Below are 25,316 nucleotides of genomic sequence, written 5' to 3' on the forward strand. Positions count from 1 at the left end.
AACTCTACAGGAGGCAAATTGTTCAATCGCCCTGCCCAATCAAATTGGGAACCATCTGCGCCTGAACGGGTTGGACCTACCTGACACAAATGCAAGGGACTTATTATGGGACGGTTGGTTGTTGTTTCAAACCGAACGGCAAATCTCGCCAAGAAAACGCAGGCGGGTGGATTAACAGTTGGAATTGTCGACGCGTTGAAGAGCCAAGGCGGTCTTTGGATGGGATGGAACGGGCGCATCGCTGACGATGCATCGGCAACCCAAAGCGAGAAGCATGACAATGTCACCACCTTGACAACGTCATTGACGCCTGAAGAACACGAAAAATACTATCTCGGATTCTCTAACAAGGTGCTTTGGCCGGCCTTTCATTACCGGCTGGATTTAATGGACTACAGGACCGAATTTGCAGACAGTTATGCATCGGTCAACGAACGGTTTGCTGCAATACTGGTTCCGCAACTTGAGCCCGACGATGTTATCTGGATTCATGACTATCATATGATCCCCATGGCTGCGGAACTGCGCAAAAATGGTTGTGAGAACAAGATCGGCTTCTTCCTGCACATCCCATTTCCTTCCGTTGATGTATTCTCGGCAGTTCCGCGGCACGAATGGCTGCGGTTCTGTCTGCTTCAATATGATCTGATTGGATTCCAGACGGTAAATGATGTTCAGAATTTCCATCGATATCTCAAGGAGCACTCCGATGCGGACATTATTTCACCAGAACTAATACGCGTAAGAGATCGAGCAATTCATGTCGGACATTTTCCTATCGGAATTGATGTCCACCAGTTTGCCCAAACTTCCGGCGAAACCGACGATGCAGTGGATTTGGAACGTATGCGCCGGAAGATGCTGAAGCGTTTCCAGATCATATCTGCAGATCGTCTCGATTATTCGAAGGGTTTGCCGCACCGGATAAAGGCATTTCGTAAATTCCTTGATCTTTACCCGGAATATCAGGGTCGTGCGGAATATCTCCAGATTGCATCGCCCTCCAGAGAAGACGTGACTGCATATGGAGACATCAAATCAGAGCTCGAACAGCTTGCTGGCGCAGTGAATGGCAAATTTGCAGATTTCAACTGGGCGCCCATTCAATACATAAATCGAAGTATCGCTCGCGCGCAGTTGGCTCCGCTTTTCAAATCCAGTCTGATCGGTCTCATCACCCCCTTGCGTGACGGAATGAACCTCGTCGCAAAAGAATATGTTGCCGCACAGGACGATGCCGATCCTGGAATACTCATTCTATCCAAATTCGCCGGCGCTGCTGAAGAATTGAGCGAGGCCCTTATAGTAAATCCGTACGATATCAATGACGTAGCACAGGCAATTCACAAGGCGGCGACCATGCCTTTGTCTGAGCGGCAGTCGCGTCAACGCAAACTTTTAAAGCGAGTCACCGACCGTGATGCTCAATGGTGGCAACGTGAATATCTTGACGCACTTCTGGGGCGAACTGAGCGCCCACAGCTCATACACCAGTTCACGAAACACTCCCCAATTCACCTTACGAACTAACAGAAGACTTGAAATCAGCATGCCCAAAGAAAACAACGTGCCAACGTCAATCTATAGATTGCTCCTGAAAGACGGTTTTACGTTTCATCATCTGGAATCGATAGTGCCTTACTTGAAACGATTGGGAGTTGACTGTGTCAGTGTCTCGTCGGTTTTTGAGACCAGCGATGCGGGCAATGGCAGACGCTCCTTCGATCCCGAAAAATTGGATGTAGCGTCGGGAGGGGAGCAAGGATTTGCTTTGCTCAATCAGGCACTCGCCAATGCCGGGATCAGCCTGCTGATCGATATCAATCCAAATCAAATCTCTTTTTCTCACAAGAACGCTTGGTGGCGATCAATTCTCGAGTGGGGAAAAGATGCTGAATACGCCGCCTACTTTGACATTGATTGGAACAGGCAATTAAGCCTTCCAATATTGGAGCGGCCACTTGCTGAAGAGCTGGCTGCAGGTTCGATAACCCTGCTGTTTGATACCAACGCGAGAGCTTTGGGCATATCCTATTTGGACAGCTTCTGTCCCTTGTCGCCGCAGTCCTATAACAAGGTTCTGGCTGGGCTAGACAATGATTTGGCTGGTGGGCTCCGCAAGGCAGGAAATGAGGCCCATCCACTTCAGGCAAACCATTTCCACGAGAGGCTGGGCAGCATCTACGATACAAGCAGCATCTCAAACCGTTTGGAACTCGCCAGGCACCTCAATCTGCTGGCTTTTGATGCTACCTCGCTTAAGAACACCCTGACAGAACAGCATTGGGTACTGTCCACTTTAGCTGAAGCTCGCGAGTACTTGGGTTACCGGCACTCCTACGACTCGTTGTACTCTGTCGCAGCGCGGGTAGAGAATACCAAAGTGTTTGATAAGTTTCATAAAACTGCGCTGGAATTACTCCAGCTGAACACAGTAACCGGATTCCGCGTGAACCAAATTGATGGTCTCGCAGATCCTGCAGGTTACTTAAAACAGCTGCGTGAAGCAGCAGGTGACGAAGCTTACATCGTGACCGATAAAATTTTTCTGAATGGCGAATGCGCTCCAGATGATTGGGAGGCAGATGGAACGGCTGGCTATGATTTTATCGCTGCCACTTCAAACCTGTTCATTGATCACACGCAGCTTCCCGTTCTGGAACAGGCTCATGCGACGATCGCTGGGGTAGAGAACGAAAAGGCAAATCATTATCGCACCGCGAAATATGCAATTCTCCAAAAAAAGTTTGCCCCGGAATTGAACGCACTGGGTGAAATGTTGCTGCAATTCACATCGGACAAGATCGATCAACTGGAGATAAGGCGGATAATTTCACAACACATCACCGAATTGCCGGTGTTCCGTAGCTATTCGGGAGACCCGCTAAATAGTCACGCAGAAATATTGCTGGCTGCAGGACTGGAAAAATCTGAACTGCCAGAAGGCATGCTCAAAAACTTCGATACCCGCTATCAGCAGCTATCGGCGGCGGTTATGGCTCAAACAATAGAAGAGTCTTACCGTTATGACCGAGGCCCAATATCACTCGATGAAATCACAGTTTCCTCTGCGGAGGCGGAACATCCCACAGAAGCATTTCATAGGCATATGGCTCAAAAAGCAGCCACAATGCCATTAGGAATGAATGCAACCAACTTTTCCTATGCCACAAAATTTGGTGAAGACGCCCGTATGCGCCTTTTAGCACTCACCGAAGCACCCGCCATCTGGGCAGAATGTGTTTCCGATTGGCGCATACGTTTTGCGAGAAACATCCAGACAATTGAAACCGTAGCTGTTCCGCACCCCGAAACCGAATGGCTCATTTATCAAACCATGGCTGCAATTTGGCCGCTCCAACTGCATCTTGATGATCAGCAGTCGCTTTTCGCGGTTCAAGAGGAGCTCACAAGCTTTGTAATAAGGGCTGTTCGGGAGATGAGAAAAGACGCCTTCTGGACGAACGTCAATCGACCGTATGAATTGGCAATCACCGAATATATCTGCTCGATCTTCGAGGATCGCGCATTTCTTGCGGAGTTTGCGGATCGGATGAAGCCTTATTGGGTGACGGGAGCACTTAACAGCCTCTCACAAACCGTCCTCAAAATGACTGCGCCCGGAGTCCCAGTCATACAGAGCGGTTGCGAAAGTTGGGATTTTGCACTTTCGCAAAGCGGTTCATCAGTTGGTGGAGGCTTTGGTGATTTGAGCACTCAACTGAATTATGCAGAGCAATCTCCACTCGTTAATCTTTTGTCGGATTGGCATTCTGGTGCAATAAAGCAGCGTGTAGCGACGATGCATCTGCGACTGCGGCAACAACATCCAAGCTTGTTCCTGCAAGGCGACTATACTCCATTGCAGGTCAGCGGCTCTTACTCTAATCATGTTTTGGCATTCATGCGCCGAAGTGAAACGGCGTCCTGCATCATTGCTGTTCCACGCCTGACATTCGAAGCGGCCTCAAGATTTCAGGAACCTTTCATGCCTATTTCAGCTTGGGATGACACGGCTATCCATTTGCCAAAGGCGGCTTCTTCGACAACATATGAAAATATCCTCACCGGAGAAATGCTTACTCCGGATGATACCTTGCTTGTTGCCGAAGCCATGCGTGATTTTTCTACAGCCACACTCGTCAAGCACTGAGGCTAATATCAAACATAAGATGGAATAAGTTCTCCGCTGAGAACTTATTCCTAGAGTATACCGCGAATTCTACAGGCCGTTTGCCTTCAGTATTTCAGGGGCATTTTCTTTCGTGATGGTTTCAGTGCCGAGTACGATTTTCTTTTCGACTTTTTCACCAGCGAGCACTTTTAGCGCCTGACGAAGTCCTTCTGCACCGGGTGTGGGATAAAGGAACGTTGCTGCGAGTTCACCTTTATTTACCCACTGCACACCTTCATTAGGCAAGCCGTCAACACCTAGAAAAAGTATGCTTTTTTCGCGCCCGGCATCCTTTGCTGCGAGGTATGCACCATATGCCATGGGATCATTGTGCCCATAAACCACTGAGATATCTTCATGATTTCGCAGAGCAGTCGCCATTATGTTATAGGCCTGATCCTGCTTCCAATCTCCGGACTGTTTGTCCAGCAAATAAGTAATGCCCTTCTCAGCATCGGTAAATTTGTGGAAGCCGTTACTACGATCATGACTGGCTTGGGTGCCAAGACCGCCCCAAATCTCCACGACTGTTCCCTTGGCTTTGCCAGCGCCACCAAGAAGCTCCACCGCATATTTCCCCGCAGCTTCCCCGATGACAACATTATCGCCGCCAATCCATTGCGTGTACTTTTCAGTATCGACATTGCGATCAAGGACGATCACCGGAATACCGGCATCCATAGCCTTTTCAACGACGCCAGTAAGACCAGCAGATTCCTTAGGAGAGATGAGTATTGCATCTACCTCCTGACGAATGAAATTCTCGACATCGGCAACCTGCTTTTCTGTCTTGTCCTGACCATCAGCGACAAGAAGTTCGACATTGGCATGCTTTTTTGCCTCTGCTTCCAAATCCTTGTTGAACTGTACACGCCAAGGCTCAACTGTAGTGGTTTGGCTGAAACCAATTACGTATTTGTCTTTGGCTTGCGCAACTGCACCATTGATTGCCAACGGCATCAACATGACTGTCGCCAATGCCAGCTTTGAAAAATGTCTACGGGTTATGTTCATTTTCTCTCTCCCTTTGATATTGTTTTATTTTTCCACCCGGTCTCGCATTCTCAGTTGCGATAGAAAGAACAGCCAGCCGCTCGAACGTCGCTCCTGCAGAAGCACAGCGACGATGATAATCGCGCCTTTCAAGACGAGTTGCGTATTGCTGTCGATATTGTTCAGCTGAAGAATGTTACTGAGGAAACCGAAGATCAGGACACCGACGAGTGTGCCGATCATTGATCCGCGACCGCCCATCAGGCTGGTGCCGCCGATGACAACCGCTGCAATCGCGTCAAGCTCCAGCCCCATTCCAGCATCAGGCTTCCCTTGACGATATTGCGCGACATAGAGAATGCCAGCCAAGGCAGCGAGATAGCCGGATATGGCATAGACCGTAATTTTCACCCGCCAGACGGGTACCCCCGCCAGCCGGGCAGATTCTTCATTGCCACCTATCGCGTAGACGTAGCGTCCAAATTTCGTGAACTTCAGGACGATCCAGAAAAGGAAAATCACTCCGGCAAATATAACGCCAGGAACAGGAATGACACCGAGTATCAATGAGCGAAGAAACTCGAAATCTTCCGTAGCATTGCTGCCAGTATAAACCGGCCATACGGCGGTGTTTTGGCCGGCGGTCAAGCGAGCAATGCCCAAACCTGCTACCATCATGGCAAGTGTCACAATAAAAGGTTGCAGCCTTCCTCCAACAATGACCAATCCATTGATCATGCCAAGCATAAAACCAACTGCAGGAACAACCAACAACACGAGCAGTACACCTGCTTTGCCCTCCGACCCCATCGCCATGCAAAATGCGATGGCAAGGGCTGTCACGACTGATGCGGCCCCTATGATCCTGGGATTAGCAAATGAACCCGAGGGTGAATTTGCCTGAGAGTTCCCTTTAAGTTTCGCTGCAAAGCTCAGCACTCCAAAGAGGCATACGAACGCCAGAATAAAAAGTGCCGGGGTTCCGATTGAATAAGCTGCCGACCAGCCTTCGTTGGTCAAAAGCATGGCGCAAACCACCGAACCCAATGCAAGCACCGAGCCAACGGAAAGATCGATACCGGCGATCAAAATAACTAACGTCATTCCGACTGCGGTTATGCCTGTTACCGATATTTGACGAAAGACATCGGAAAGATTGCCGAATGACAAAAAGATATTATTGCCTTTTGACGAAATCGGCGAAGACAAAACTCCGACCAGAAACAGCAAAACCAAACCCCAATAGAGCTTCGTATGCTTTAAAACGGTTTTCAGGCGCTCGGAAGCTCCAGAGGATACACTGATCTGCTCGCTTAACTTGCTCACGCAGCTTCTCCTTGAAGCCGTACACCCAATGGTGTGGCGAGTTCCATTATGCGTTCTTCAGAAAACTCTTCGCTGCCAACGATTCCCGTCGCCCTGCCCTCGCACATGACGAGGATGCGGTTCGACAAAGACAGGAGTTCGGGTAACTCGGAGCTCACCATCACAATCGCAACGCCAGTCGCAGCGAGTTGCTTTAGCAGATCATAAATCTCCTCTTTTGCACCCACATCAATTCCGCGAGTGGGCTCGTCCAGCAAGACGACGCGCGGCCTTGTTTCGAGCCATTTGCCAAGGACAATTTTTTGCTGGTTGCCACCACTCAATTCTTCAATTTTTTGGTCTGGCCCCTGGCAACGGACGCGCATCGATTGGATCATACGTCGCGTTACAGCATTTTCACGCAAACGGCTTATCCAACCGAGCGGAGCGAGCTGCGGAAGCGAAGGGAGCACGGCATTTGAACGAATGTCAGCTTGCATGAGCAGACCGCTGCCTTTCCTGTCCTCTGTAAGAAAAGCAATACCATTCGTCACCGAAACGCGCGGCGTCAGGGATTGTACGTTGGAAGAGATTCCACCGCGCGAAATTGCCCCCGAGCGCTGGCCGATCGGAGCACCGAATATAAGTTCGAGCACCTCAGTCCGACCCGATCCAAGCAACCCGCCAATACCGAATATTTCTCCGGCGTGAACCTCAAAGCTTACATCATCAACGACCTTATGCATTCGCCCGCGCGAATTGGGTTTTTGCAGGCCAATATTCCTTACTGAAAGCGCTACCGGATTGCCCGAGACGGTACTTTTGCTTTCCTGTGGCTTCAATTCACGCCCAACCATCATACGAATAACATCGCGCTCGCTGACTTCACTTGAGCGTCGTGTAGCAATAAAATTACCGTCTCTCAGAACAGTAATCTTGTCTGCTAGGGCAAATACCTCGCTCATTCGGTGCGAGATATAGAGTATTGCAACCCCTTGCTTTGCCAGAGCCCTCACAAACCCAGCCAAACGTTGCGCTTCAGCTTCTGACAGCGCAGATGTTGGTTCATCAAGGACGAGTACATCGGCGTTGAGTGATAGCGCCCGCGCAATTTCCACCAGTTGCTGCTCACCAACTCTCAACGTTTCAACATCGGCCCGCGCATCAATATCTATACCGAAGCGGGCGAGTATCTCGGCACTTCTGTTTTCAATTTCCCTATAGTCGATAAACAGCCCGGCTTTGAGCGGTTCGCGCCCGAGAAAAATATTCTCGGACACGCTCAAGCTTGGAATGAGATTAAGCTCTTGATGGATGATGGCGATACCGTCGCGTTCGGCTTCTTTTGGTGTAGCAAAGTCCACTTCGCGTCCACGAACTTCCATATGTCCCGCGCTTCGCTGATGCACACCACTCAGAATTTTTACGAGTGTTGATTTTCCTGCGCCGTTTTCACCCATGATCGCATGGATTTCACCCGGGTAAACGTCGAGATCAACGCTCCGTAAAGCTATCACGTGAGCAAAAGACTTACTGACGGCACGCAGAGAAATAACAGGTTTCGAACTTTCCAAAAAATGTTCCTCCCAAAACATTCTTTTAAAGCTAGTGTGTAACATGTTAGATGTTGGAGAAGGAGAGTCAATTGCTTTTGCAAAAGACTTGAATTGCTTTAATGCCAGCTGGAATTCAGGGGGAGTTTCACACTTGCAACCACGCTTCTCGAGCAAAAACTACAAGGAACAAAAAGTAGTCTCCGCGACCCGTAAAGATCAGGTCTACGGCATACTCCGACAAGCAATTATCTCATCGCAGCTTGCCCCCGGGGAAGCAATACGGAAAGAACTCGTCGCGAACCAGCTTGGAGTCTCCAGAACACCGGTCAGCGAGGCCATCAGCAGGCTCGCTGGTGAAGGTCTTGTGGAAATCTATCCGCAAGCCGGGACATTTGTAGCGCGGCTTTGGTTGGACAAGATTGAAACTGCGCAATTCGTGCGTGTTGCACTTGAAACCGCTGCCATCCGACGCGCGGCAATAAACAGTACAGAAGAAATCGCGGCACGGCTTCGCGACAACCTTGATGATCAACGTAAAGCGGCTGAAATATTGGATTTCGAGCAGTTTTACGAGTTGGATGAGGCGCTGCATGACATGATCTGTGACGCGTCCGGGTTCGTAGGCCTACGCGAAATTGCTGCCAAAGAACGCAGCCAGATCGACCGCGTCAGGCGACTACTCCTGCATTACGAAACAAGGATGAGTGAAACTCTGATTGAACACGAAGCCATTATCTCGGCTATCACAATGCGTAACCCCGATCTCGCGGCAAAAACAATGGAGGATCATATCTCGAAAATGGGTATCATGCTTCTTCAACTTCGGGAAAAAAGACCGGAATTATTCGGAAGCTGAAGCCTCGTCATCATGCAGATTGCGGGAAATCGCGGGGCCAATCTTGAGGCCAGTGAAGCCAGCCTTGAACCCTGCACGCTCAGGTGAACAGGCCATCGCGCCGACAGCTGCGTCGGCAGACGAAAAAGGTGCAAGTCTTGCCATTTGCCATGCACCACCATTTATCGAATATTGCACGCGGACAGCATCGCCATGGCGAGTAAGCCTTACGCTTATCTCATCCGTGGTGAGCGTATTGTACAATGGAATAACAGACCAATCTGATATTCCATTGGTAACGACAACGCTGAAATGCATTAAATCGTCCGTATATTCTATGCCAGCCTTTATCCAGTTCCGCTCGTCTATCCGGAGCAATAACCCAGCTTGATCGTAAAGTTCCTCGTACTCACCCCTGATAGTAACAATTGCACTGAAATCACCTGACACCGGCGCTAGATAAGCATGCCCATTGTCACGCTCGAACCCGTAGAATGTGCGCTGCCAGAAATCCGTGCGATCATCCGTTACAAGCTTGAGTTCCTGCTCGTTACCGGTGTGTACGGCTGGCTCATTTAACCAGCTGAATAGTGAACTCATATGCATTCTGCTCCTGCTGTGTCATTGCCGCGCCGTCAGTGCGACGTTATTAGCACTGGGAAGTGCGATTCAGGCAGCGTTAATAGACCATCACGGTTTGGAAAAATCATGTCACGTTTTTTACCTGATACATTCACAGTGCTGCTTGTCGTCACAGTGATCATAGCTTCTTTTGCGCCAGTCAGCGGCGAAGCAGCTGAATATTTCGGTTATGCGACCAAAATTGCCATTGGTTTGTTGTTCTTCCTGCATGGCGCCCGACTGTCACGCGATGTTGTCATTGCGGGCTTTCTTCACTGGAAACTGCATCTTACCATCCTGGCAGCCACCTTCGTTCTCTTTCCCCTGCTCGGCTTGGGAATTGGCTTTTTGGTACCCATCATTCTCTCACCAGCCTTGTATGCTGGCGTTTTATTCCTCTGCGTACTGCCATCAACGGTCCAATCATCAATTGCGTTTACATCTATCGCTGGCGGGAATGTCCCTGCCGCGATTTGTGCAGCAACCGCATCAAATATATTCGGGATGTTTTTGACGCCGATTCTAGCGGGAGTTCTGTTATCTGCTCAGGGGCACGCCGGATTTTCGCTGGACGCACTAAAATCGATACTTCTTCAACTGCTGGCACCGTTCGTACTTGGCCAGATACTGCAGCCATGGATTGGCAACTTTCTTCGCAGCAAGAAAAAACTTCTGATGCCGATTGATCGCGGATCAATCCTGATGGTCGTTTATCTGGCTTTCAGCGAATCCGTCACCGAAGGACTATGGCGCACGATCTCGATCAGCGATCTCGCAATACTCATTGTGATCGATATAGTCTTATTGGCGATTGTTCTTGCGGTAACAATGTTCGGCAGCCACTGGGCTGGCTTTTCAAGGGAAGACGAGATCGCAATCACCTTTTGCGGATCAAAGAAAAGTCTGGCAAGCGGCGTCCCCATTGCAACCGTCCTGTTCGCAGGACAGAGCATAGGCGGCATCATGCTGCCATTAATGCTGTTTCATCAAATTCAGCTGATGGCATGCGCCGTAATTGCGCAGCGTTATGCCGACAAGGCGAACAGGATCGCCTGACCTTATTTTGGTTGTCGGGCCGTCACCGCTTCCATCAATTTGGTGGCGAGAAGCTCATACTTCTCGTCATAATGATGATCACCCGGAAGCTCGATTTTCTCCACGGCACTCAATGAAGTATCCGTACAAGCCGTATCGTCCTCCTCGGAGCCATAAACGCAAAGCACTTTGCTCGCGGGTATTTTAACCACGGCGGGCGCGACTTCATTATCCCCTCCCAATCCTAGCCAGGCACCAACTGAGACTTGAAATGGAGTGGTCTTTTCAGTCCCTATCAGTCCGACGAGGCTGATACGATCCTGAAGCTGCTTGGGAAGATATGGCCATGCAAAGGGCACGGTATTTGCGCCGAAGGAATAGCCGAGCAAAAGCACAGGCAATTTCCCGCTCGGATCGGCTTTGGCGACGATTCTCTGGATGTCTTTGGCGATACCCTCGGGCTTGCGCAAAGACCAATAATACCGCAGCGAATCCACCCCAACGACATGGGTGGACTCCTTGGAAATGATGTCGCCTACCGATTTATCAATATCGCGCCATCCACCGTCACCTGAAAAGAACAGAGCAACATATTTTGCCGGACCATTGGTTGATGGAATATCTATGACCGGCAAGGCTTCTGCCGTAGCGTCTTCCTTGGCGATATCCACCGCTGCATCGGCTGCGAGCTCCAACCTTCCCGCTTTGGTGTCTCCGATTTTTTCCTGCGCCAGGAAAAATCCTGCACTCGGAGGCCCCTTCGGATCAGTGTCAGGTTTTTCACGAATTATTGTTGCGGGATTTGGCAAATCCGCATCATAGGAATAACTGAATCCTTGTCCGGGAACCGCTTCATAATCAGCTCCCTCACATGATGGCAGCTTTGTATCCAAGGCAACGGACGGGTCTACAATTACGGCACCCGCGATGGTAGCCGCAGGCGTATCGGCGACCGACGCGTAGGCCATTACACCGCCCTCACCGATACCAATGATGACAGGATGCATATAAACATCAACGGCGATCATGCGCTGCGCCTCCTTGGCAATTCCCTCAAAGTCCGAAACAAAATAAGTGCAATCGCCCGTATCCTGATTGAGTTCTTTTCGCCATTTCTCCAGATCGACTGTGAGAACCAGAAAATCCCGATCCAGCAAAAGCTCAGCCAAACTGTTGTCATCTGCGGCAAGGCCACCCTTCTGCGAAACAAGGATCGCCAGCGCCTTTGGTTTGCCCGATGGCTGTAAAAGCGGAACATTGTTGAGGCGCTCTGATGAAACCAGCACGGGTTCGCCGGGCGCGCGGAAGCCAAATTGCGGCGCGAAGTGCACTCCAGCAGCCAAAACAACGCTAACGATCAGAAGGGCCGCCACAATCAATACATAGCGGTTACGTAAAAATATCATCGTTTGAAAACCTCGAAGGGACTTCCGCTCACCAGATTAGTTGCATCTATAAGCGAGCGCGGCGTTGCAAGCCCCGGAGGGCATATTAGATAGTAAGGCGTCCATTTCGGACCGAATTTATCTTTAAAAGCCCGAAGTCCGTCAAATCTGTAAAATTCAGCACCACGGCGATAAATGAATGAGCCAATTCGATTCCATCTCGACGCGAGATGGCTGTCGGAAAGGCCGGACAGCGGCGCCGCACCAAGGTTGAACCAGCGATATCCTTCATCCCTGGTAGCTACCAGAAGATTGGCAAAAAGGCCGTCCATGATAACGCTGGAGGCATCTGGTAGATGCCGCATCAAATCTACGGCAACCTCCTGCAGATCAGCACCGCGCCACAGATTTGCAAAAGCAACTATTGCTCCCTCTTTGCGTAAAACTGCGATATCGAAATTCGCAAGATAGGCATTCTCGAACGAGCCAAGGGAGAATCGCTTCTCCGATCCTGATTTCATCGCCAACCAGGCATCGGAAACCTTGCGCAACTCCTGCATGACTTCACTGGTTTTGTCTTTGGAAAGAATCTCGAAGGATATCCCCTCTTTCTCAAGACGCCTGGCCGCATAACGTAAAGGTTGCCGCTTGGAACCTTCAAGTGAAAACTCACTGAGATCAACTCGGGCCACTTCGCCAAGCTTTAACGCAGTTAATCCCATATCGAGAAACAATGGCAATCGTTCTGGACCAACGCCATAAAATACCGTTCTCGTGCCTGTTCGGTCAGCCAGTCCGCGAAATGTCCAGGCAAGTTCAGACACAGTCTTGTCGTCAACGCCAACTGGCTCTCCCATTGAAACCAGACTTCCGCCTGAGCGAGCATACATGACAAAACCGCCGCCAGCATTATCGATCAAAAAGCGCTTGTCACCCAGCAAAGCCAAGGCATCAGAAGCACGTGGGGATTGGGCAACCAGTGCAGGCACAGGTTCCGGAATTGGCTGAGCGCGCAGTTTGATACGCCCTACCCCATTTATAATTGTATTAATCGTGACGGCAGCCAGACAAGTCAGAACCAGAACCAGCGCACGCAAAAACCGTGACGCCTGCGCATCCCATGCGAACTCCCACCAAAGTTCGTTTGCATATTCAACATGGCGGTAGGCGAAGAAGCCAAGCCAGATAATGGCGAATGCTGTAGTGCCAACGCTGGCAAGCCAACCCCATGTCAGGGCGAAGCTTTCACCAAGCGGCTTTCGATAGAAGGAGTCGCGAAAAAGCAGCAATATGCCTGCCATCAGTGTCAGCATGAGCGCTTCTTCCCATGCCAACCCCTTGATAAGGGCGAATACGGCACCAAGACTGAAAAGCCCGAGTGCAACAAGCCATGCACGCCAAAGACGACGTGCCAGCCCCCGCGCTACTATCAGCAGGGCAAGCCCAACGAAGCTTGCACCAAGATGCGACATTTCAAGAAAGGGCATCGGGACAATATCCGCCAACGCCTCAAGCCGATGGTGGGTGCCGGGGATAACGGTTGAAATCAGCAGAACGATTCCACCAAGGAATGCGATGCCCGCAGACAATGGCGGAATGAGTGGCTCGAACATCCTCACGGCGGACTGGGTAGATGCAGTAAGGACGTGCCTTTTTCTGAGTATCTCGGACAAGGCAAAACCGGCAACGGCAACCAGAAAAGGAAAGAGGGTATAGATCGCACGATAAGCAACGAGCGCAGCAATCGCATCCGGATTTTGCCCAAGTCCAAGGCCAGCAATGATCGTCGCTTCAAAAGCACCTATGCCGCCCGGTGCGTGGCTGACAATACCCAAGGCTACCGCAACGACATAGACCAGCGCGAAGGCAGGAATACTGCTCACTGACCCAGCAGGAAGCAGAACGTAGAGCGTAGCTGCGGCAGCAGCAACATCAACAAGGCCCGAAACAATCTGCAATACGGCTCCCTGCGTTGATGGAAGCCGGACAGACATTTTTCCAAACTGAAGAGTGCGTTCGCGGCGGGATAGCCAATAGAGCAGCAGTGCTACGCCAGCGAGAATTACTGCCCCAATTGCTTGATCCACGACCGGACCAAAAGAGACAATCCAAGGGATTCGCGAGGGATCGATGACGAGCGCAACAGCGATAAGAATAATGAATGCAAACCAGATCGCCATCCAGGATGTGCCAATGATCCTGCCAATGTCGGCTGTGTCTATGCCCTCAGCTGCATAGACCCGATAACGCAACGCTCCCCCGGTAAGCAGTGAGAACCCGAGCGCATTTGAAATAGCGTAACCGGCCCCGCCAGCCATCGCGGAAATCCGGTATGGTATTCTACCTGGGGCAATTGTCTCAACTGCAACCACGTCATAAATGGCGACAGCAGCAAAGCTCACAATGGTGAATGCAAATGCCAGAATAACCAGATTCATGGGTATCTGGTGCAATGACTGACGAACGTCGTGAAGATATATTTCACTGGAAAGATGGCTAAGCACCAGAAGGCTTACGCCTGCTACAGCAATACCCAGAAAAGCAAATAAAGCAGACCTTGCTTTTACGCTCCAGGGATTACTGGATTCGGCCCGCGCTTCAATTTTACGGATTTGTTTTTCACTGTCAGCAATTGGCGTCATTGCAGGTACCGGCTTGCAGAAAACGGTTTCTAAATACTGCCAAGTTCACCATGAAATTGGGGTAGCGTCACTAGCAATCGAATAATGGCGGGATTGCGCCCAAAAATAAGAAAAAACACAAACTAATCTGTCAACGGGGGAGTAAGCCGGACCGCGTTGACTTTGCTTCGAAGTGAAGCGCAAGCAACCTGTACGTTAAGCAGCGTTTAGCACTAGCCGCCGATAGCTGCCCGGCGCCTTTACTCTACCAACGGCAGATGATGGCGGCGTCAGCTCCATCGCTTCAGTTACCGCGCTAGCGACAGAATTACTGTTCTGAAACCAAAAAGAATACCGAAGATCAGATAGACGAATTCGCTGCGCCAAGTCGACGGCTGCGCGCCAATGCGTTGCTATTGAACTATAACTGCCCTCCAGAAGCAGAGACGTCACTGAGGTTGGGCGCACATAGAACTCGGGATAATAGCGCAAATCGCGCTTTGCATAATCCGTGACAACAGCAGTCAACGGACCCCGGATAGCGCAATAGTTAAAACTGCCATCCTGATTTGCAGCACCACCATTTATCTCGTAAAGCGGCCTACCGGTTTCGTCGCACATCACAACAAAATTATGGCTGGCTATCCCGGCAAAACGCGGAATAGGATACGAGCCAAATAGTATTTGATAGTTCATCAAGTGCCAACTTTCGAGCCGATTTTGTTGTGTCTACTCACTAAATAAAGCATTTATTTTCAAAGACAACACACGAATTCTTCATCGATCGCTCAGATATATTTTGTTAGTCGACAAATATTTGCGGCCTATCAGTTTTTAAAGGCTTTTTTACATTGCGATCTGGCAGGTGCACTGAAAAATAATTTCAACCAGCCAGCTCGTTCACAACAAGAACAATCATCTTTGTTGGCAAAATTAAGATCAAATCAGACGACTTTCACACTGATCTCGGCAATTCCATCGACACCGCCCACCATTTTATCACCGCGCTGGATTGCACCTACTCCCGCCGGAGTTCCCGTAAATATGAGATCACCAGCCTTTAAAGCAAATAAGGTCGATAGATAGGCGATTGTCTCGGGCACTTTCCAAATCATTTGATCAAGATCACCGCGTTGACGCTCTACATCATTGACCTTCAACCATATCGCTCCTTGAGCGGGATGGCCGATCGTGGCGGCGGGAACAATTGGTGAGCAGGGAGCGGAGGATTCAAACGCCTTGCCTACTTCCCAAGGACGGCCAAGCTTTTTTGCTTCTCCTTGAAGATCACGGCGGGTCATGTCGAGCCCTACGGCATAGCCAAACACGTGGTCGAGTGCAGTATCAACGCCAATATCAACGCCGCCCTTCCCGATTGCCACCACGAGTTCCATTTCAAAATGAACATCGTTTGTGGCTGAAGGATAGGGAAAGTCCTGCCCCTGCTTAACAAGTGAGTCGGGGTTTTTCTGAAAGAAAAAGGGCGGCTCGCGATTCGGATCATGTCCCATTTCAATAGCGTGGTCAGCGTAATTGCGGCCAACGCAATAAATACGATGAACCGGGAAAAGCTTGTCCGAACCGGAAATTTCCAGTCCCGGTTGAGGGGCTGGTTCGAAAACATACTGATCGTGCATGATTATTATTCACCGCTTATTGACCGCTGGGGCCTTTTCAACTGGATCATCCATACTACATGCTATCGAGGTCAGACAATGATCATCAGCCTAACAACAAGTCGCAGTGGGACTTTCATCTGTAATGCATTTGAGATTTGACCTGACGCCCCCGGAAGTCGCGCAAGGTGACGATGACGTTCTGCTAGAGCACATACAGCGTGCAAGTTTCTCCTATTTCTGGGAAGGAGCACACCCCGAAAGTGGGTTGGCCCGTGACAGATCGGGACGAACCACCGATCCTGACAATGACCTTGTAGCAATTGGCGGATCAGGCTTTGCATTCATGGCAATTTTGGTTGCGCTTGAGCGCAACTGGGTTACGCAAAAAAGCGCTCGTGAGCGTATAAATTTAATGCTGTCGGCTTTGGAGCGTACAAAACGCTATCATGGCGTATTCCCGCATTTTATCCATGGTGCGGATGGATCGACGATTCCTTTTTCGAAATTGGATGACGGGGGCGATCTGGTCGAGACCTCATTTCTGATTCAGGGGCTTATCTGTGTCAGGCAGTATTTTGACAGCTTTAGTGCGCAAGATCGTACGCTACGCGAGCGGATCAATCATATCTGTAGAGCCGTGCAATGGAACAGTCATATCAAGCCAGGCGAAAATGTTCTTTATTGGCACCGCAGCCCAAAATATCGTTTTGCCCGAAACGTACCTATCCAGGGCTGGAATGAAGCGCTCATCACTTACATTCTGGCAACCACCTCCGAAGAACATGGTATAGCAGCAGACACCTATCACGATGGATTTGCACGAAATGGCGCCTTCCTTAATGGTGGCGACTATTACGGTATAAAATTACCATTAGGGATAGAATATGGTGGCCCGCTATTCTTTGCGCATTATTCATTTTGCGGGCTGGACCCAAGAGCGCTGATTGATCGCTATGCGGACTATTGGCAGCAAAATCAAAATCATAGCCGCATAAATTATCTGCACAGCGTCCACAATCCTAACAATTATGCCGGGTATGGCCCTGACTGCTGGGGATTGACTTCAAGCCATGGCCCCAACGGTTATGTGGTCAGCTCACCAACATCCGATTTTGGCTTGATTGCCCCCACTGCTGCCCTGAGCAGCATGCCCTATACGCCGGTAGAATCCATGCAGGCGCTGCGCCACTTCATGAAGATGCCAAAACGAAAAATCGCAGGCAGGTTCGGCTTTGTGGATGCCTTCTCTCCAGCTAGTGGATGGTTTGCCCGAACCTATCTTGCAATTGATCAGGGGCCGATTGTTGCGATGATAGAAAATTATCGCAGCGGCCTGATCTGGAACCTGTTCATGAGCGCGCCCGAGATAAAAGACGCGTTGTCAAAACTGGGATTTAGCAGCCCCCATCTGGAAAAAGCTTCGGAACCAAATCACCTCTGATCCATTGCGTCAGTTCGTGCAATCAAGCACTTTCAATCATGCCTTTTCCATCTTCCAAGCATAATTCAGGGGCCAGTCATGAAAGTTCATGCCGTTTTTAACCGCGATGGCGGCACATTTCGTACAATGGACATGGAGCTTTTCACAAAGACCGCAAAAGATGTGTTCGAAAGGCACGGCCATACATTTGAAAGCGAAGTGGTAGCAGGAAAGAACATTGTTGCCGCCCTCAAGAACGTCGCTGCAGAGACAGGCGAACACGTGCTTATGGCTGGCGGAGGCGATGGGACTATTTCCGCTGCCGCTGATATTGCCTGGAAGGCAAAAGTACCGCTCGCGGTACTCCCGGCAGGAACAATGAATCTCTTTGCTCGAGCGTTGAAAATCCCTCTGGAACTCAATGCCGCTCTCGAAAGTCTCGCCAGCGGCGAGATTGAGGCTGTTGATATTTCAACCGCCAATGATGAGAGTTTTGTGCACCAATTTTCCATCGGTTTCCAACCGCAAATGATCAAATTCCGCAACACGTTGGAGTTTAGCTCGCGTTGGGGCAAAAGGCTTGCTAGCTTTCGAGCATTCCTCAAAGCAATGGCTAAGCCACCCAGTTTCACCGTGAGAATGACAATCGATGGAAGCCCGACCGAGCGAACAGTATCGGCTATTTCAATAGCCAACAATCCCTACGGCCAAACGATGCTGCCGGTGCCTGAGAGCGTCAATACGGGAAAGCTGGGAATATATATAGCTGGCAGCCTGACATCCGGTACGCTGATGAAGCTTGCGCTAACTGTTATAACAGGCTCCTGGCGCCGAAATAGGGATGTTGAGGAAGTATTGGCCGAAGAAGTCCAGCTGCATTTCCCTCACCTGAGAAAAAGCGCCAAGGCGACTATTGATGGTGAATTGATCAAACTGCCCAAGGACGTCAAAATCGCAATACATGCCGGTGAATTAAAGGTGCTGGTTCCGCCGAGAGAGAAGCAGGAACAAGAAAAGGACGACTAATGCCGCCCTTTGCTTACTGTCAAAGTCCGATCAGCTCTTCTTTTTTGGCTTTGGCTCGGCCGCAGGCTGTCCAGCCGCCTTCTTTGCCGCTGCGGCTTCTTCAGCTGCAACCTGATCGGCGCTTTTAGGCATTGTATCGACTACCGAGCGCACTTTGCCCTTGTCGGTAACAGTACACATTGCATCACGAATATCCGCCTTCAACCGCACCTGATTTATGCCGCCACCAATTGGTTCAGCGTCAATCGCAGTGATATGATTTTCAGTCAGGTAATACTTTGATGCGGCTGCAGAAATGCAGGGATCCGCAAGTGCAGCATCAACCGGCGGGCGGACAGGGGCAAATGTTGGCATGATAGATGGCCGCATATTCGGCTCGTCCGTGGTGGAACACGCTGCCAATGGGATAAGAACTGCCAGTGGGGCAATTCGGCAAAGAATAATGGTGGGCAGGCGCATAGCTCTCTCCGCAAAGATCGTCTCGAAGGATGATAGTATAAGGCCGGAAACTATTCGCTTTTTAACAATTGTCGAGTGGCACAACTGCCACAATGGGACTTTATTGCAACATCCCTCAGCTCGTGACGGAAAGCATCCAATTCAATACCAGTCGCCAGTCGGTCATCCGGATGGGTGTGCCGTGATTACCACTCTCGAAACGGTGAAACTTAACAGGATAACCCGGAGTCTGCGCTCGAAGTTTCTGATAAAAACCCTCCTGGTTGCTTATTGGAAACACCGGATCACGACTCCCGTGCCCAAAGAAAACCGGCATCCGGCGTTTGAATGCTGAAGAGCTGGTGAATTTATCGTCCCATAAGGAACCAAGCAAAATCAGGCCGGATATATTTTTTGAGATCGTTGCATCATTGCCCAATCGCCAGCACAACTGCCCACCCATGGAACCGCAAGCAACAAACAGCTTCGCTTTAGGTGATTTAGCTTTGAAATAGCTGATCAAACCCGAAACCTCGCCTGTACCCTTCGCTTCGAAATCAGTGAAATCTGGAGACAGGTAAAGTCCGTTATTCTTGTCCATCAAGTTTTTGAGACGATTGAAATTCCCGCCAAATGTATAGTCGTTCATACCCTGCTGGCGGCTACCGCCCTGCCCGTGAAGATAGAGCGTAATGACTGAGGCTCCTCCATCAAGATTGCCAACAGCCATGACTTTCAAAGCTCCGGCATCGGTTGTAACAATCAGGTCTTTTTGTGAGCGCTTGGGCTGCATTGATACATAGGCTTGTTTTACACGACGTTCGGGAATTTGATCTCGGGCGTTAATGTCGCGCAGTTCATTGTAATTAACGACAACATAGTCCCCATCATCTCCGGTTTTGATAATATCAGGATAGGCAAACAGGCTATCCTTGTAAGGCTCCAGCTGGGCAGCCGACGCTGCACCCGCGCACGAGATAAACACCAGTGCCGCAAGAATACCGAGCTTCTTCAATTCATATCCTTGTGTAGATTATCACGGGAACGGAAGGATTTGATGATACCGCCAATGATCGCAACTGCAATTTCCTGCGGGCCGACGGCACCAATATCCAAACCTATCGGGGCATTGATTGAATCCGTCTGGTCTTTGTTAAACCCCAGCAATTTTAGCCGTTCAACACGTTTTGCGTGAGTTGTGCGGCTACCAAGTGCTCCAATGTAAAAACACCCCGCATTCAGCGCAGCCGCCAAGGCGGGATCATCTATTTTGGGATCGTGGGACAGAACTGCCAGCGCACAATAGGCATCCAGTGGACGCTCCTGCAAAACGCCATCCGGCCAATCAGCATAGACGTTCACATCGGGGAAACGTTCCCGCGTTGCAAATGCAGTCCGCGGATCAATGATTTCCATCTCAAAGCCGGCAATCTTTGCCATTGGTGCCAGCGCTTCGCTGATATGAACAGCACCAATAACAACAAGCCGAGGCGACGGCAGATAAACATTGAGAAAGAAGGAGCGACCTTCAACTTCCGCAACGCCGGACCGCCCTGTCAGAAATGCTTTTTTGATAACATTGCCTAACGAACCGGCAACGGGATCAGTTTCCCTGATGACACGATCCCGCCCGTCTTCAAGATCGGTCAACATGATTACGGCGCGGCGCTGACGCCTTTCTTCATTGAGTTTTTTCAGGCAATAAGGATCCACGATCAACCCAACCGCTCGACGTAAATCTTGATGCGCCCTCCGCAGGAAAGTCCTACTTTCCAAGCAGTCTCATCAGCAACGCCGAATTCGAGCATAATTGGTTCGCCGTGCCTGATCACATCAGCGGCTTCGGCAATAACTGAACTCTCTACGCATCCTCCCGAAACTGACCCTTCGAAATTCCCTGCATTATCGACGACCAGTTGACTTCCGGCTTGGCGCGGCGAAGATCCCCATGTTTCGATGACAGTGGCGATTGCAACGTCACGACCATCTCTCATCCAGCTTTCTGCAATCATTAGTGGATCAGCCAGCCGTTGGGTCATAATTCTTCCAGTCTCATTCTCCGACGCGATGATAACCGCGGTTGAGGTAAACCAGCGAACTTTCCAGCTTATTCATATTGATGGCAGTTACTTTGCCGTAGATAACATAATGCGTCGCCACTTCATGCGTATCAATAATACGGCAGTCAAAGCTTGCCAGCGCATCAATCAGCACTGGTGCACCGGTCTGTACTGTGTGCCATTTGCCCAGCGCAAACCTGTCCGCTTGTGAAAGATCGCCTTTACCTGAAAATGCTTCTGAAAGCGCCTGTTGCCGGAAAGACAGCGTATTAATCGCAAAGACCTGATTCTCTACAAAGAGATGGTTGAACTCGTGCTTGCGGTTAAGACAGACAAGCATTGTCGCCGGATCGTCGGACACTGAGCAAACAGCAGATATCGTCACACCGCGACGTCCAGCGGGACCATCAGTAGTAAGGATGTGAACAGCTTCAGCAAAATGGCTCATCGCATTACGGAACGCGAGCGGCTCTATCTTTTGGTCTTTGGCGATAAACACAGTACTTTTTCCATTTGTCTCTGCATCACTAACGCAAGACGTATCATTTATATAGGGCCGCATTGCACTGAGTGAAGGAAACAGTTACCGAAAACAGGTTACCTGCGACCAGATACGAGGAAACGGCACTTTTTCGATGACACTCCTTATCCGCACGACAACCTTGGTTCTGGGCTTGGTGTTCTGCACTATCGCACATGCTGAAGATAAAATTGGTGTCGTCGCGCCAATCTCAGGTGCGTTTTCACGTCTGGGCAATCAGCTTGTGGATGGCGCTGCAATTGCTATCGCGTCAGACAAAAGCGGACAGGCAGCATCGATAGTAACTCGTGATGATAGTTGTACGGCTGCAGGTGGTGCGGAAGCTGCAAAGCAATTGCTTCAATCCGATGCTCTTATCGTCATCGGCTTCCTGTGTACGGAATCGCTCGAAGCCGCATTGCCCATACTTGGTCAAAAAGGAATAGCGATCATCACACCAGCCATACGGTCGCAAACATTGACCGAACTACGGACAGATCAGCGCTATCCTGTATTCCGGCTGGCTCCTTCAAATCGCAATGAAGTCAGTGAAACCAGCACGATTCTTGCCGACCTTTGGCGCTCCACGCCATTTGCCATAATCGATGACGGGACAATATTCGGACGCGAGCTTACTTCCGGCATTCGCCTGCGTCTTGAAGAAAAAGGCCTTAAACCAGTGTTTTCCGACACTTACCGCCCCGGACTCGATAATCAGAATGCGCTTGTCGGGCGTCTCAAACGCGCCGGTGCCACACAGGTATTTGTTGGCGGTGAACGGGACGATGTTGCTGCCATCGGGCGCAGCGCAACAGCATTGGACTACCCGCTGACAATTATTGGAAGCGAGGCGCTGAACGCTTCGGGAAAAGAAAATGACCTTGCATCAGGCACGCTCATGATTGCGCCACGCGCCGCGCAGACGCTGGAAAGCGCGCGTACCGCAAAAAATGCCGTCGAACTCGCGGGAAAAGTGCCGGAAGGTTATACCATCGCGGCCTATGCTGCGGGTGAGATTGCGCGTGATGTGCTGAACGCCGCAAGATCGCAGGCTGGTTCAATCAGCGAACTGCTCCGCAAGACCACATTTGAGACCGCGCTTGGGCCGGTTCAGTTCGATGCAGCCGGCGAACGTATTGCCGATACCTATCGTCTGCAAAAATATGATGGAAAACAATTCGTACCGGAGACGAATTGATGGCAAGGCAAACCGGGCCACGAAACCTGATCACGGATGTTGGCGGTCTCAAGATCGGCAATGCGTCAAGTGATCAAGTAAAGTCTGGCTGCACAGTGATAGTTTGCGATACCCCCGCGACCGCAGCGGTACAGGTGCTTGGCGGAGCGCCGGGAACGCGTGAGACAGACCTTCTTGAGCCGCATAATACAGTTGAAGCAATCAATGCCCTTGTCCTTTCTGGAGGCTCGGCATTCGGGCTGGATGCTGCATCGGGCGTGCAGGCGGCGTTGCGCGAAATGGGCGTGGGCTTTGAAGTTGGCACGCAAAAGATTCCCATCGTCCCCGGAGCAATCCTGTTTGATATGCTCAATGGCGGCGACAAGGATTGGGGGCGCTATCCCCCGTATCGTGAATTGGGTTACGAAGCAGTCCATACGGCTTCGCTGGATTTTGCCCTCGGGACAACCGGTGCCGGGACAGGTGCAACCATCGCCGGATTGAAAGGCGGATTAGGCTCCGCCTCAACTTTGCTGGACAATGGAACGACGATCGGTGCCCTTGTTGCCGTAAATGCACTGGGGATGGTTACGGTGGGAAATACCCGCCATTTCTGGGCCTCGCCCTTTGAGATGGTTGAGGAGTTTGGCGGACTCGGCATGCCTCATCCCCTTCCCGAGGAAGCAGCGGATATCCGCACGAAATTCAGCGACGCGGCCCGCAACGGTAATACTACGATAGGCGTCATCGCAACCGATCTCGTACTCACTAAAGCTCAAGCAAAGCGACTTGCAATCGCGGCTCATGACGGTTTCTCACGCGCTATATGGCCATCACACACGCCATTCGACGGCGACTTGATCTTTGCGCTTGCCACGGGGACGGCGGGCAGAGCGCCGGAAATTGGTGAATTTGTTGAGCTCTGTGCCAGTGCTGCCTCTACAATGGCTCGTGCTGTGGCCCGGGGCGTTTACTCTGCTACCCCTGCCGACAACGATCCTTACCCCGTCTGGGGTTCTCTCAGCTAAGCTTGTGCGGCAAGGCTGCACATGATAGGTGCGCGCCAATCATTTCGCTATCCGGAGAGTACCATGAGCCGTCCGCTCGTCATCGCCCCGTCCATTCTTGCCTCGGATTTTTCGAAGCTCGGCTCGGAAATAACTTCCGTTTTGAGTGCTGGAGCGGACTGGATTCATATCGACGTGATGGATGGGCATTTCGTGCCTAACATAACTTTTGGTCCCGATGTGGTCAAAGCGATCCGTCCTCTCACTGATGCGGTATTCGACACGCATTTGATGATCGCCCCTTGCGACCCGTATATTGAAGCTTTCGCCAAGGCAGGTTCGGATATCATCACTGTACACGCAGAAGCCGGACCGCATCTCCATCGTTCGCTGCAGGCTATTCGTGCTCTGGGTAAAAAAGCAGGTGTTGCGATCAATCCCGCTACGCCAGAATCCGCAATTGAATACGTTCTCGATAATGTCGACCTCATCCTTGTCATGACGGTCAATCCGGGTTTCGGTGGCCAGAAATTTATCACCGAAATGCAGGATAAATTAAGAAAAATCAAAGGCATGATCGGCAATCGCCCCATCGATATCGAAGTTGATGGTGGCATCACTGCGGAAACAGCACCACTGGCTGTCGCCGCAGGCGCCAATGCACTCGTGGCAGGATCAGCCATTTATAAAGGCGGGACAGAAGCCCAATACAAAGCTAATATCGATCTTATACGGAGCGCGATACAAAAGGGTTCGTAATGCCATATCGCCCATTATCAGGCTTATGTCTGCTTTTTGCACTGATTGCAGCTCCTGCAATTGCGCAAGCAGGAGATGCTGCAAAGCTTGATATTATTGGGTTTTCCAAGGATGGCGGTGCATTTGCCTTCGAGGAATATGGCGTGCAGGACGGATCTGGTTTTCCATATGCCAACCGCTTTTACATCGACACGGCGACCGACAAGTTCCTTGCCAAAACCCCGGTAAGGGTAAGGCTAGATGACGAGAATGCTTCCATTGCAAATGCCCGAACGAAAGTCAGTCAGGATAGCGAAGAGCTGACATCTTTGCCGGATACCGAGTTACGTATCAATGCTGGCCAGACAGTTGCATCAAACCCGGTTACCGAGCTCTCCGCTGACCCGTTCAAGGTGATCGTAAATCCGCGACCAATCTTCCCCGCGCTTGATACCAACCTGAAGATCGAGCTTTTGGAAACGCCTGCCACGCCGAGTGAAACATGCCAAAACATGGGCGAAATCAAAGGCTTCCGCCTTACACTCACGGAAGATAAGCCCGACGCAAAGCCTGAACTTCTGCATGAAGACAAGACAGTTCCATCCAGTCGAGGGTGCCCGCTCGGCTATAGTATCGGCGCTGTCCAGACGTTCTATCCCGATAATGCAAAGCCGGTTATCGCTGTCATGATTGCAGTTCGCAGCGTTGGATTCGAGGGGCCAGACTATCGCTGGCTGGCCGTTACCAGACAGCGATAATCCACAGCGGGCCGGACCAGCCGGAAAG

The 25,316-nt window shown here is 50.7% G+C and carries 23 protein-coding genes; 10 read left to right on the forward strand and 13 right to left on the reverse strand.

Translation table 11 applies throughout. The features are described 5' to 3' along the window. Positions 1-105: 105 nt before the first annotated feature. Positions 106-1,530, forward strand: a complete 1,425-nt coding sequence (locus PMI41_RS16545) for a trehalose-6-phosphate synthase (protein WP_008126711.1) — start codon at positions 106-108, stop codon at positions 1,528-1,530. After that, positions 1,421-4,153: a malto-oligosyltrehalose synthase gene (treY, locus tag PMI41_RS16550; protein ID WP_081497157.1), complete on the forward strand. Its 2,733-nt coding sequence runs from the start codon at positions 1,421-1,423 to the stop codon at positions 4,151-4,153. Before PMI41_RS16545 ends, treY begins: the two co-directional genes overlap by 110 nt. 69 nt (positions 4,154-4,222) lie before the next feature. Here treY and PMI41_RS16555 read toward each other — a convergent pair whose 3' ends face one another. The 3 genes from PMI41_RS16555 to PMI41_RS16565 all read right to left on the reverse strand — a co-directional run bounded on the left by PMI41_RS16555 (position 4,223) and on the right by PMI41_RS16565 (position 8,046). Beyond that, the gene (locus tag PMI41_RS16555; RefSeq protein ID WP_008126713.1) at positions 4,223-5,188 is read right to left on the reverse strand and encodes a substrate-binding domain-containing protein; all 966 of its coding nucleotides are present in this window, start codon (positions 5,186-5,188) and stop codon (positions 4,223-4,225) included. A gap of 24 nt (positions 5,189-5,212) precedes the next feature. Beyond that, positions 5,213-6,397, reverse strand: coding sequence for an ABC transporter permease (locus tag PMI41_RS16560; RefSeq protein WP_244423964.1), 1,185 nt, complete (start codon positions 6,395-6,397; stop codon positions 5,213-5,215). Positions 6,398-6,489: 92 nt separating this feature from the next. Next, on the reverse strand, positions 6,490-8,046 hold the full coding sequence (locus PMI41_RS16565; RefSeq protein ID WP_008126715.1) for a sugar ABC transporter ATP-binding protein: 1,557 nt from the start codon (positions 8,044-8,046) through the stop codon (positions 6,490-6,492). 133 nt (positions 8,047-8,179) lie between these two features. Between PMI41_RS16565 and PMI41_RS16570 the strand changes: the two genes are divergently transcribed. After that, a complete protein-coding gene (locus PMI41_RS16570) occupies positions 8,180-8,884 on the forward strand; it encodes a GntR family transcriptional regulator (protein WP_052025923.1) in 705 nt (234 codons plus the stop codon). Here PMI41_RS16570 and PMI41_RS16575 read toward each other — a convergent pair. Next, positions 8,870-9,463, reverse strand: a complete 594-nt coding sequence (locus PMI41_RS16575) for a DUF1349 domain-containing protein (RefSeq protein ID WP_008126717.1) — start codon at positions 9,461-9,463, stop codon at positions 8,870-8,872. The genes PMI41_RS16570 and PMI41_RS16575 overlap by 15 nt on opposite strands. A 108-nt stretch (positions 9,464-9,571) precedes the next feature. On the opposite strand from PMI41_RS16575, the gene PMI41_RS16580 reads away from it, so the two are divergent. Continuing rightward, positions 9,572-10,540 carry a bile acid:sodium symporter family protein gene (locus PMI41_RS16580; protein ID WP_008126719.1) on the forward strand — a complete coding sequence of 323 codons (969 nt, stop codon included), beginning with the start codon at positions 9,572-9,574 and terminating at the stop codon, positions 10,538-10,540. Positions 10,541-10,542: 2 nt separating this feature from the next. Here the strand turns inward: PMI41_RS16580 and PMI41_RS16585 are convergent, their stop codons facing one another. From PMI41_RS16585 to PMI41_RS16600, 4 genes are all read right to left on the reverse strand, one after another. Then, positions 10,543-11,925 (reverse strand): AcvB/VirJ family lysyl-phosphatidylglycerol hydrolase, encoded by a 1,383-nt coding sequence (locus PMI41_RS16585; RefSeq protein WP_008126721.1) that lies wholly within the window; start codon positions 11,923-11,925, stop codon positions 10,543-10,545. Beyond that, a complete protein-coding gene (mprF, locus tag PMI41_RS16590) occupies positions 11,922-14,546 on the reverse strand; it encodes a bifunctional lysylphosphatidylglycerol flippase/synthetase MprF (protein ID WP_008126723.1) in 2,625 nt (874 codons plus the stop codon). The genes PMI41_RS16585 and mprF overlap by 4 nt, the downstream gene beginning before the upstream one ends. Positions 14,547-14,741: 195 nt before the next feature. Continuing rightward, positions 14,742-15,221, reverse strand: a complete 480-nt coding sequence (locus PMI41_RS16595) for a hypothetical protein (RefSeq protein ID WP_008126726.1) — start codon at positions 15,219-15,221, stop codon at positions 14,742-14,744. A gap of 248 nt (positions 15,222-15,469) precedes the next feature. After that, complete coding sequence (locus PMI41_RS16600) at positions 15,470-16,162, reverse strand: fumarylacetoacetate hydrolase family protein (protein ID WP_008126728.1); 693 nt, start codon at positions 16,160-16,162, stop codon at positions 15,470-15,472. 124 nt (positions 16,163-16,286) lie between these two features. Here PMI41_RS16600 and PMI41_RS16605 point away from each other — a divergent pair, with 124 nt between their 5' ends. Both PMI41_RS16605 and PMI41_RS16610 read left to right on the forward strand, forming a co-directional pair. Beyond that, positions 16,287-17,585 carry a glucoamylase family protein gene (locus PMI41_RS16605; protein ID WP_008126730.1) on the forward strand — a complete coding sequence of 433 codons (1,299 nt, stop codon included), beginning with the start codon at positions 16,287-16,289 and terminating at the stop codon, positions 17,583-17,585. Positions 17,586-17,663: 78 nt separating this feature from the next. Beyond that, entirely contained in the window at positions 17,664-18,590 is a 927-nt protein-coding gene (locus PMI41_RS16610; protein ID WP_008126732.1) for a diacylglycerol kinase family protein, read from the forward strand. Between the two features lie 30 nt (positions 18,591-18,620). On the opposite strand, the gene PMI41_RS16615 is transcribed toward PMI41_RS16610, so the two are convergent. The 5 genes from PMI41_RS16615 to PMI41_RS16635 form a co-directional block, all read right to left on the reverse strand. Next, positions 18,621-19,049, reverse strand: a complete 429-nt coding sequence (locus PMI41_RS16615; RefSeq protein ID WP_008126734.1) for a hypothetical protein — start codon at positions 19,047-19,049, stop codon at positions 18,621-18,623. 115 nt (positions 19,050-19,164) lie between these two features. Next, positions 19,165-20,043: an alpha/beta hydrolase gene (locus tag PMI41_RS16620; protein ID WP_008126736.1), complete on the reverse strand. Its 879-nt coding sequence runs from the start codon at positions 20,041-20,043 to the stop codon at positions 19,165-19,167. After that, the gene (locus tag PMI41_RS16625) at positions 20,040-20,741 is read right to left on the reverse strand and encodes an XdhC family protein (RefSeq protein WP_040855535.1); all 702 of its coding nucleotides are present in this window, start codon (positions 20,739-20,741) and stop codon (positions 20,040-20,042) included. The genes PMI41_RS16620 and PMI41_RS16625 overlap by 4 nt, the downstream gene beginning before the upstream one ends. Positions 20,742-20,743: 2 nt before the next feature. Then, the gene (locus PMI41_RS16630; RefSeq protein WP_008126740.1) at positions 20,744-21,067 is read right to left on the reverse strand and encodes an XdhC family protein; all 324 of its coding nucleotides are present in this window, start codon (positions 21,065-21,067) and stop codon (positions 20,744-20,746) included. Between the two features lie 13 nt (positions 21,068-21,080). Beyond that, entirely contained in the window at positions 21,081-21,536 is a 456-nt protein-coding gene (locus PMI41_RS16635) for a flavin reductase (protein ID WP_244423965.1), read from the reverse strand. 187 nt (positions 21,537-21,723) lie between these two features. Here PMI41_RS16635 and PMI41_RS16640 point away from each other — a divergent pair, with 187 nt between their 5' ends. The 4 genes from PMI41_RS16640 to PMI41_RS16655 all read left to right on the forward strand — a co-directional run bounded on the left by PMI41_RS16640 (position 21,724) and on the right by PMI41_RS16655 (position 25,288). Continuing rightward, positions 21,724-22,806 (forward strand): branched-chain amino acid ABC transporter substrate-binding protein, encoded by a 1,083-nt coding sequence (locus PMI41_RS16640; RefSeq protein WP_008126744.1) that lies wholly within the window; start codon positions 21,724-21,726, stop codon positions 22,804-22,806. After that, complete coding sequence (locus tag PMI41_RS16645) at positions 22,806-23,813, forward strand: P1 family peptidase (protein WP_008126745.1); 1,008 nt, start codon at positions 22,806-22,808, stop codon at positions 23,811-23,813. Before PMI41_RS16640 ends, PMI41_RS16645 begins: the two co-directional genes overlap by 1 nt. Positions 23,814-23,876: 63 nt before the next feature. Continuing rightward, entirely contained in the window at positions 23,877-24,551 is a 675-nt protein-coding gene (rpe, locus tag PMI41_RS16650) for a ribulose-phosphate 3-epimerase (RefSeq protein ID WP_008126748.1), read from the forward strand. Continuing rightward, positions 24,551-25,288: a DUF2259 domain-containing protein gene (locus tag PMI41_RS16655; RefSeq protein ID WP_008126749.1), complete on the forward strand. Its 738-nt coding sequence runs from the start codon at positions 24,551-24,553 to the stop codon at positions 25,286-25,288. Before rpe ends, PMI41_RS16655 begins: the two co-directional genes overlap by 1 nt. Positions 25,289-25,316 lie beyond the last annotated feature (28 nt).

This window comes from Phyllobacterium sp. YR531 (genome assembly GCF_000282595.1).
GTDB lineage: Bacteria > Pseudomonadota > Alphaproteobacteria > Rhizobiales > Rhizobiaceae > Phyllobacterium.

Excerpts from the sequence above, each read along its gene's own strand:
- PMI41_RS16585 (WP_008126721.1), bottom strand. The coding sequence starts at position 11,925 with ATGATATTTTTACGTAACCGCTATGTATTGATTGTGGCGGCCCTTCTG.
- PMI41_RS16545 (WP_008126711.1), top strand. The coding sequence starts at position 106 with ATGGGACGGTTGGTTGTTGTTTCAAACCGAACGGCAAATCTCGCCAAG.
- PMI41_RS16555 (WP_008126713.1), bottom strand. The coding sequence starts at position 5,188 with ATGAACATAACCCGTAGACATTTTTCAAAGCTGGCATTGGCGACAGTC.
- PMI41_RS16580 (WP_008126719.1), top strand. The coding sequence starts at position 9,572 with ATGTCACGTTTTTTACCTGATACATTCACAGTGCTGCTTGTCGTCACA.
- PMI41_RS16610 (WP_008126732.1), top strand. The coding sequence starts at position 17,664 with ATGAAAGTTCATGCCGTTTTTAACCGCGATGGCGGCACATTTCGTACA.
- treY (WP_081497157.1), top strand. The coding sequence starts at position 1,421 with ATGCTCAATGGTGGCAACGTGAATATCTTGACGCACTTCTGGGGCGAA.
- rpe (WP_008126748.1), top strand. The coding sequence starts at position 23,877 with ATGAGCCGTCCGCTCGTCATCGCCCCGTCCATTCTTGCCTCGGATTTT.
- PMI41_RS16645 (WP_008126745.1), top strand. The coding sequence starts at position 22,806 with ATGGCAAGGCAAACCGGGCCACGAAACCTGATCACGGATGTTGGCGGT.
- PMI41_RS16605 (WP_008126730.1), top strand. The coding sequence starts at position 16,287 with ATGCATTTGAGATTTGACCTGACGCCCCCGGAAGTCGCGCAAGGTGAC.
- PMI41_RS16635 (WP_244423965.1), bottom strand. The coding sequence starts at position 21,536 with ATGAGCCATTTTGCTGAAGCTGTTCACATCCTTACTACTGATGGTCCC.
- PMI41_RS16595 (WP_008126726.1), bottom strand. The coding sequence starts at position 15,221 with ATGAACTATCAAATACTATTTGGCTCGTATCCTATTCCGCGTTTTGCC.
- PMI41_RS16575 (WP_008126717.1), bottom strand. The coding sequence starts at position 9,463 with ATGAGTTCACTATTCAGCTGGTTAAATGAGCCAGCCGTACACACCGGT.
- PMI41_RS16600 (WP_008126728.1), bottom strand. The coding sequence starts at position 16,162 with ATGCACGATCAGTATGTTTTCGAACCAGCCCCTCAACCGGGACTGGAA.
- PMI41_RS16630 (WP_008126740.1), bottom strand. The coding sequence starts at position 21,067 with ATGACCCAACGGCTGGCTGATCCACTAATGATTGCAGAAAGCTGGATG.
- PMI41_RS16640 (WP_008126744.1), top strand. The coding sequence starts at position 21,724 with ATGACACTCCTTATCCGCACGACAACCTTGGTTCTGGGCTTGGTGTTC.
- mprF (WP_008126723.1), bottom strand. The coding sequence starts at position 14,546 with ATGACGCCAATTGCTGACAGTGAAAAACAAATCCGTAAAATTGAAGCG.
- PMI41_RS16655 (WP_008126749.1), top strand. The coding sequence starts at position 24,551 with ATGCCATATCGCCCATTATCAGGCTTATGTCTGCTTTTTGCACTGATT.
- PMI41_RS16615 (WP_008126734.1), bottom strand. The coding sequence starts at position 19,049 with ATGCGCCTGCCCACCATTATTCTTTGCCGAATTGCCCCACTGGCAGTT.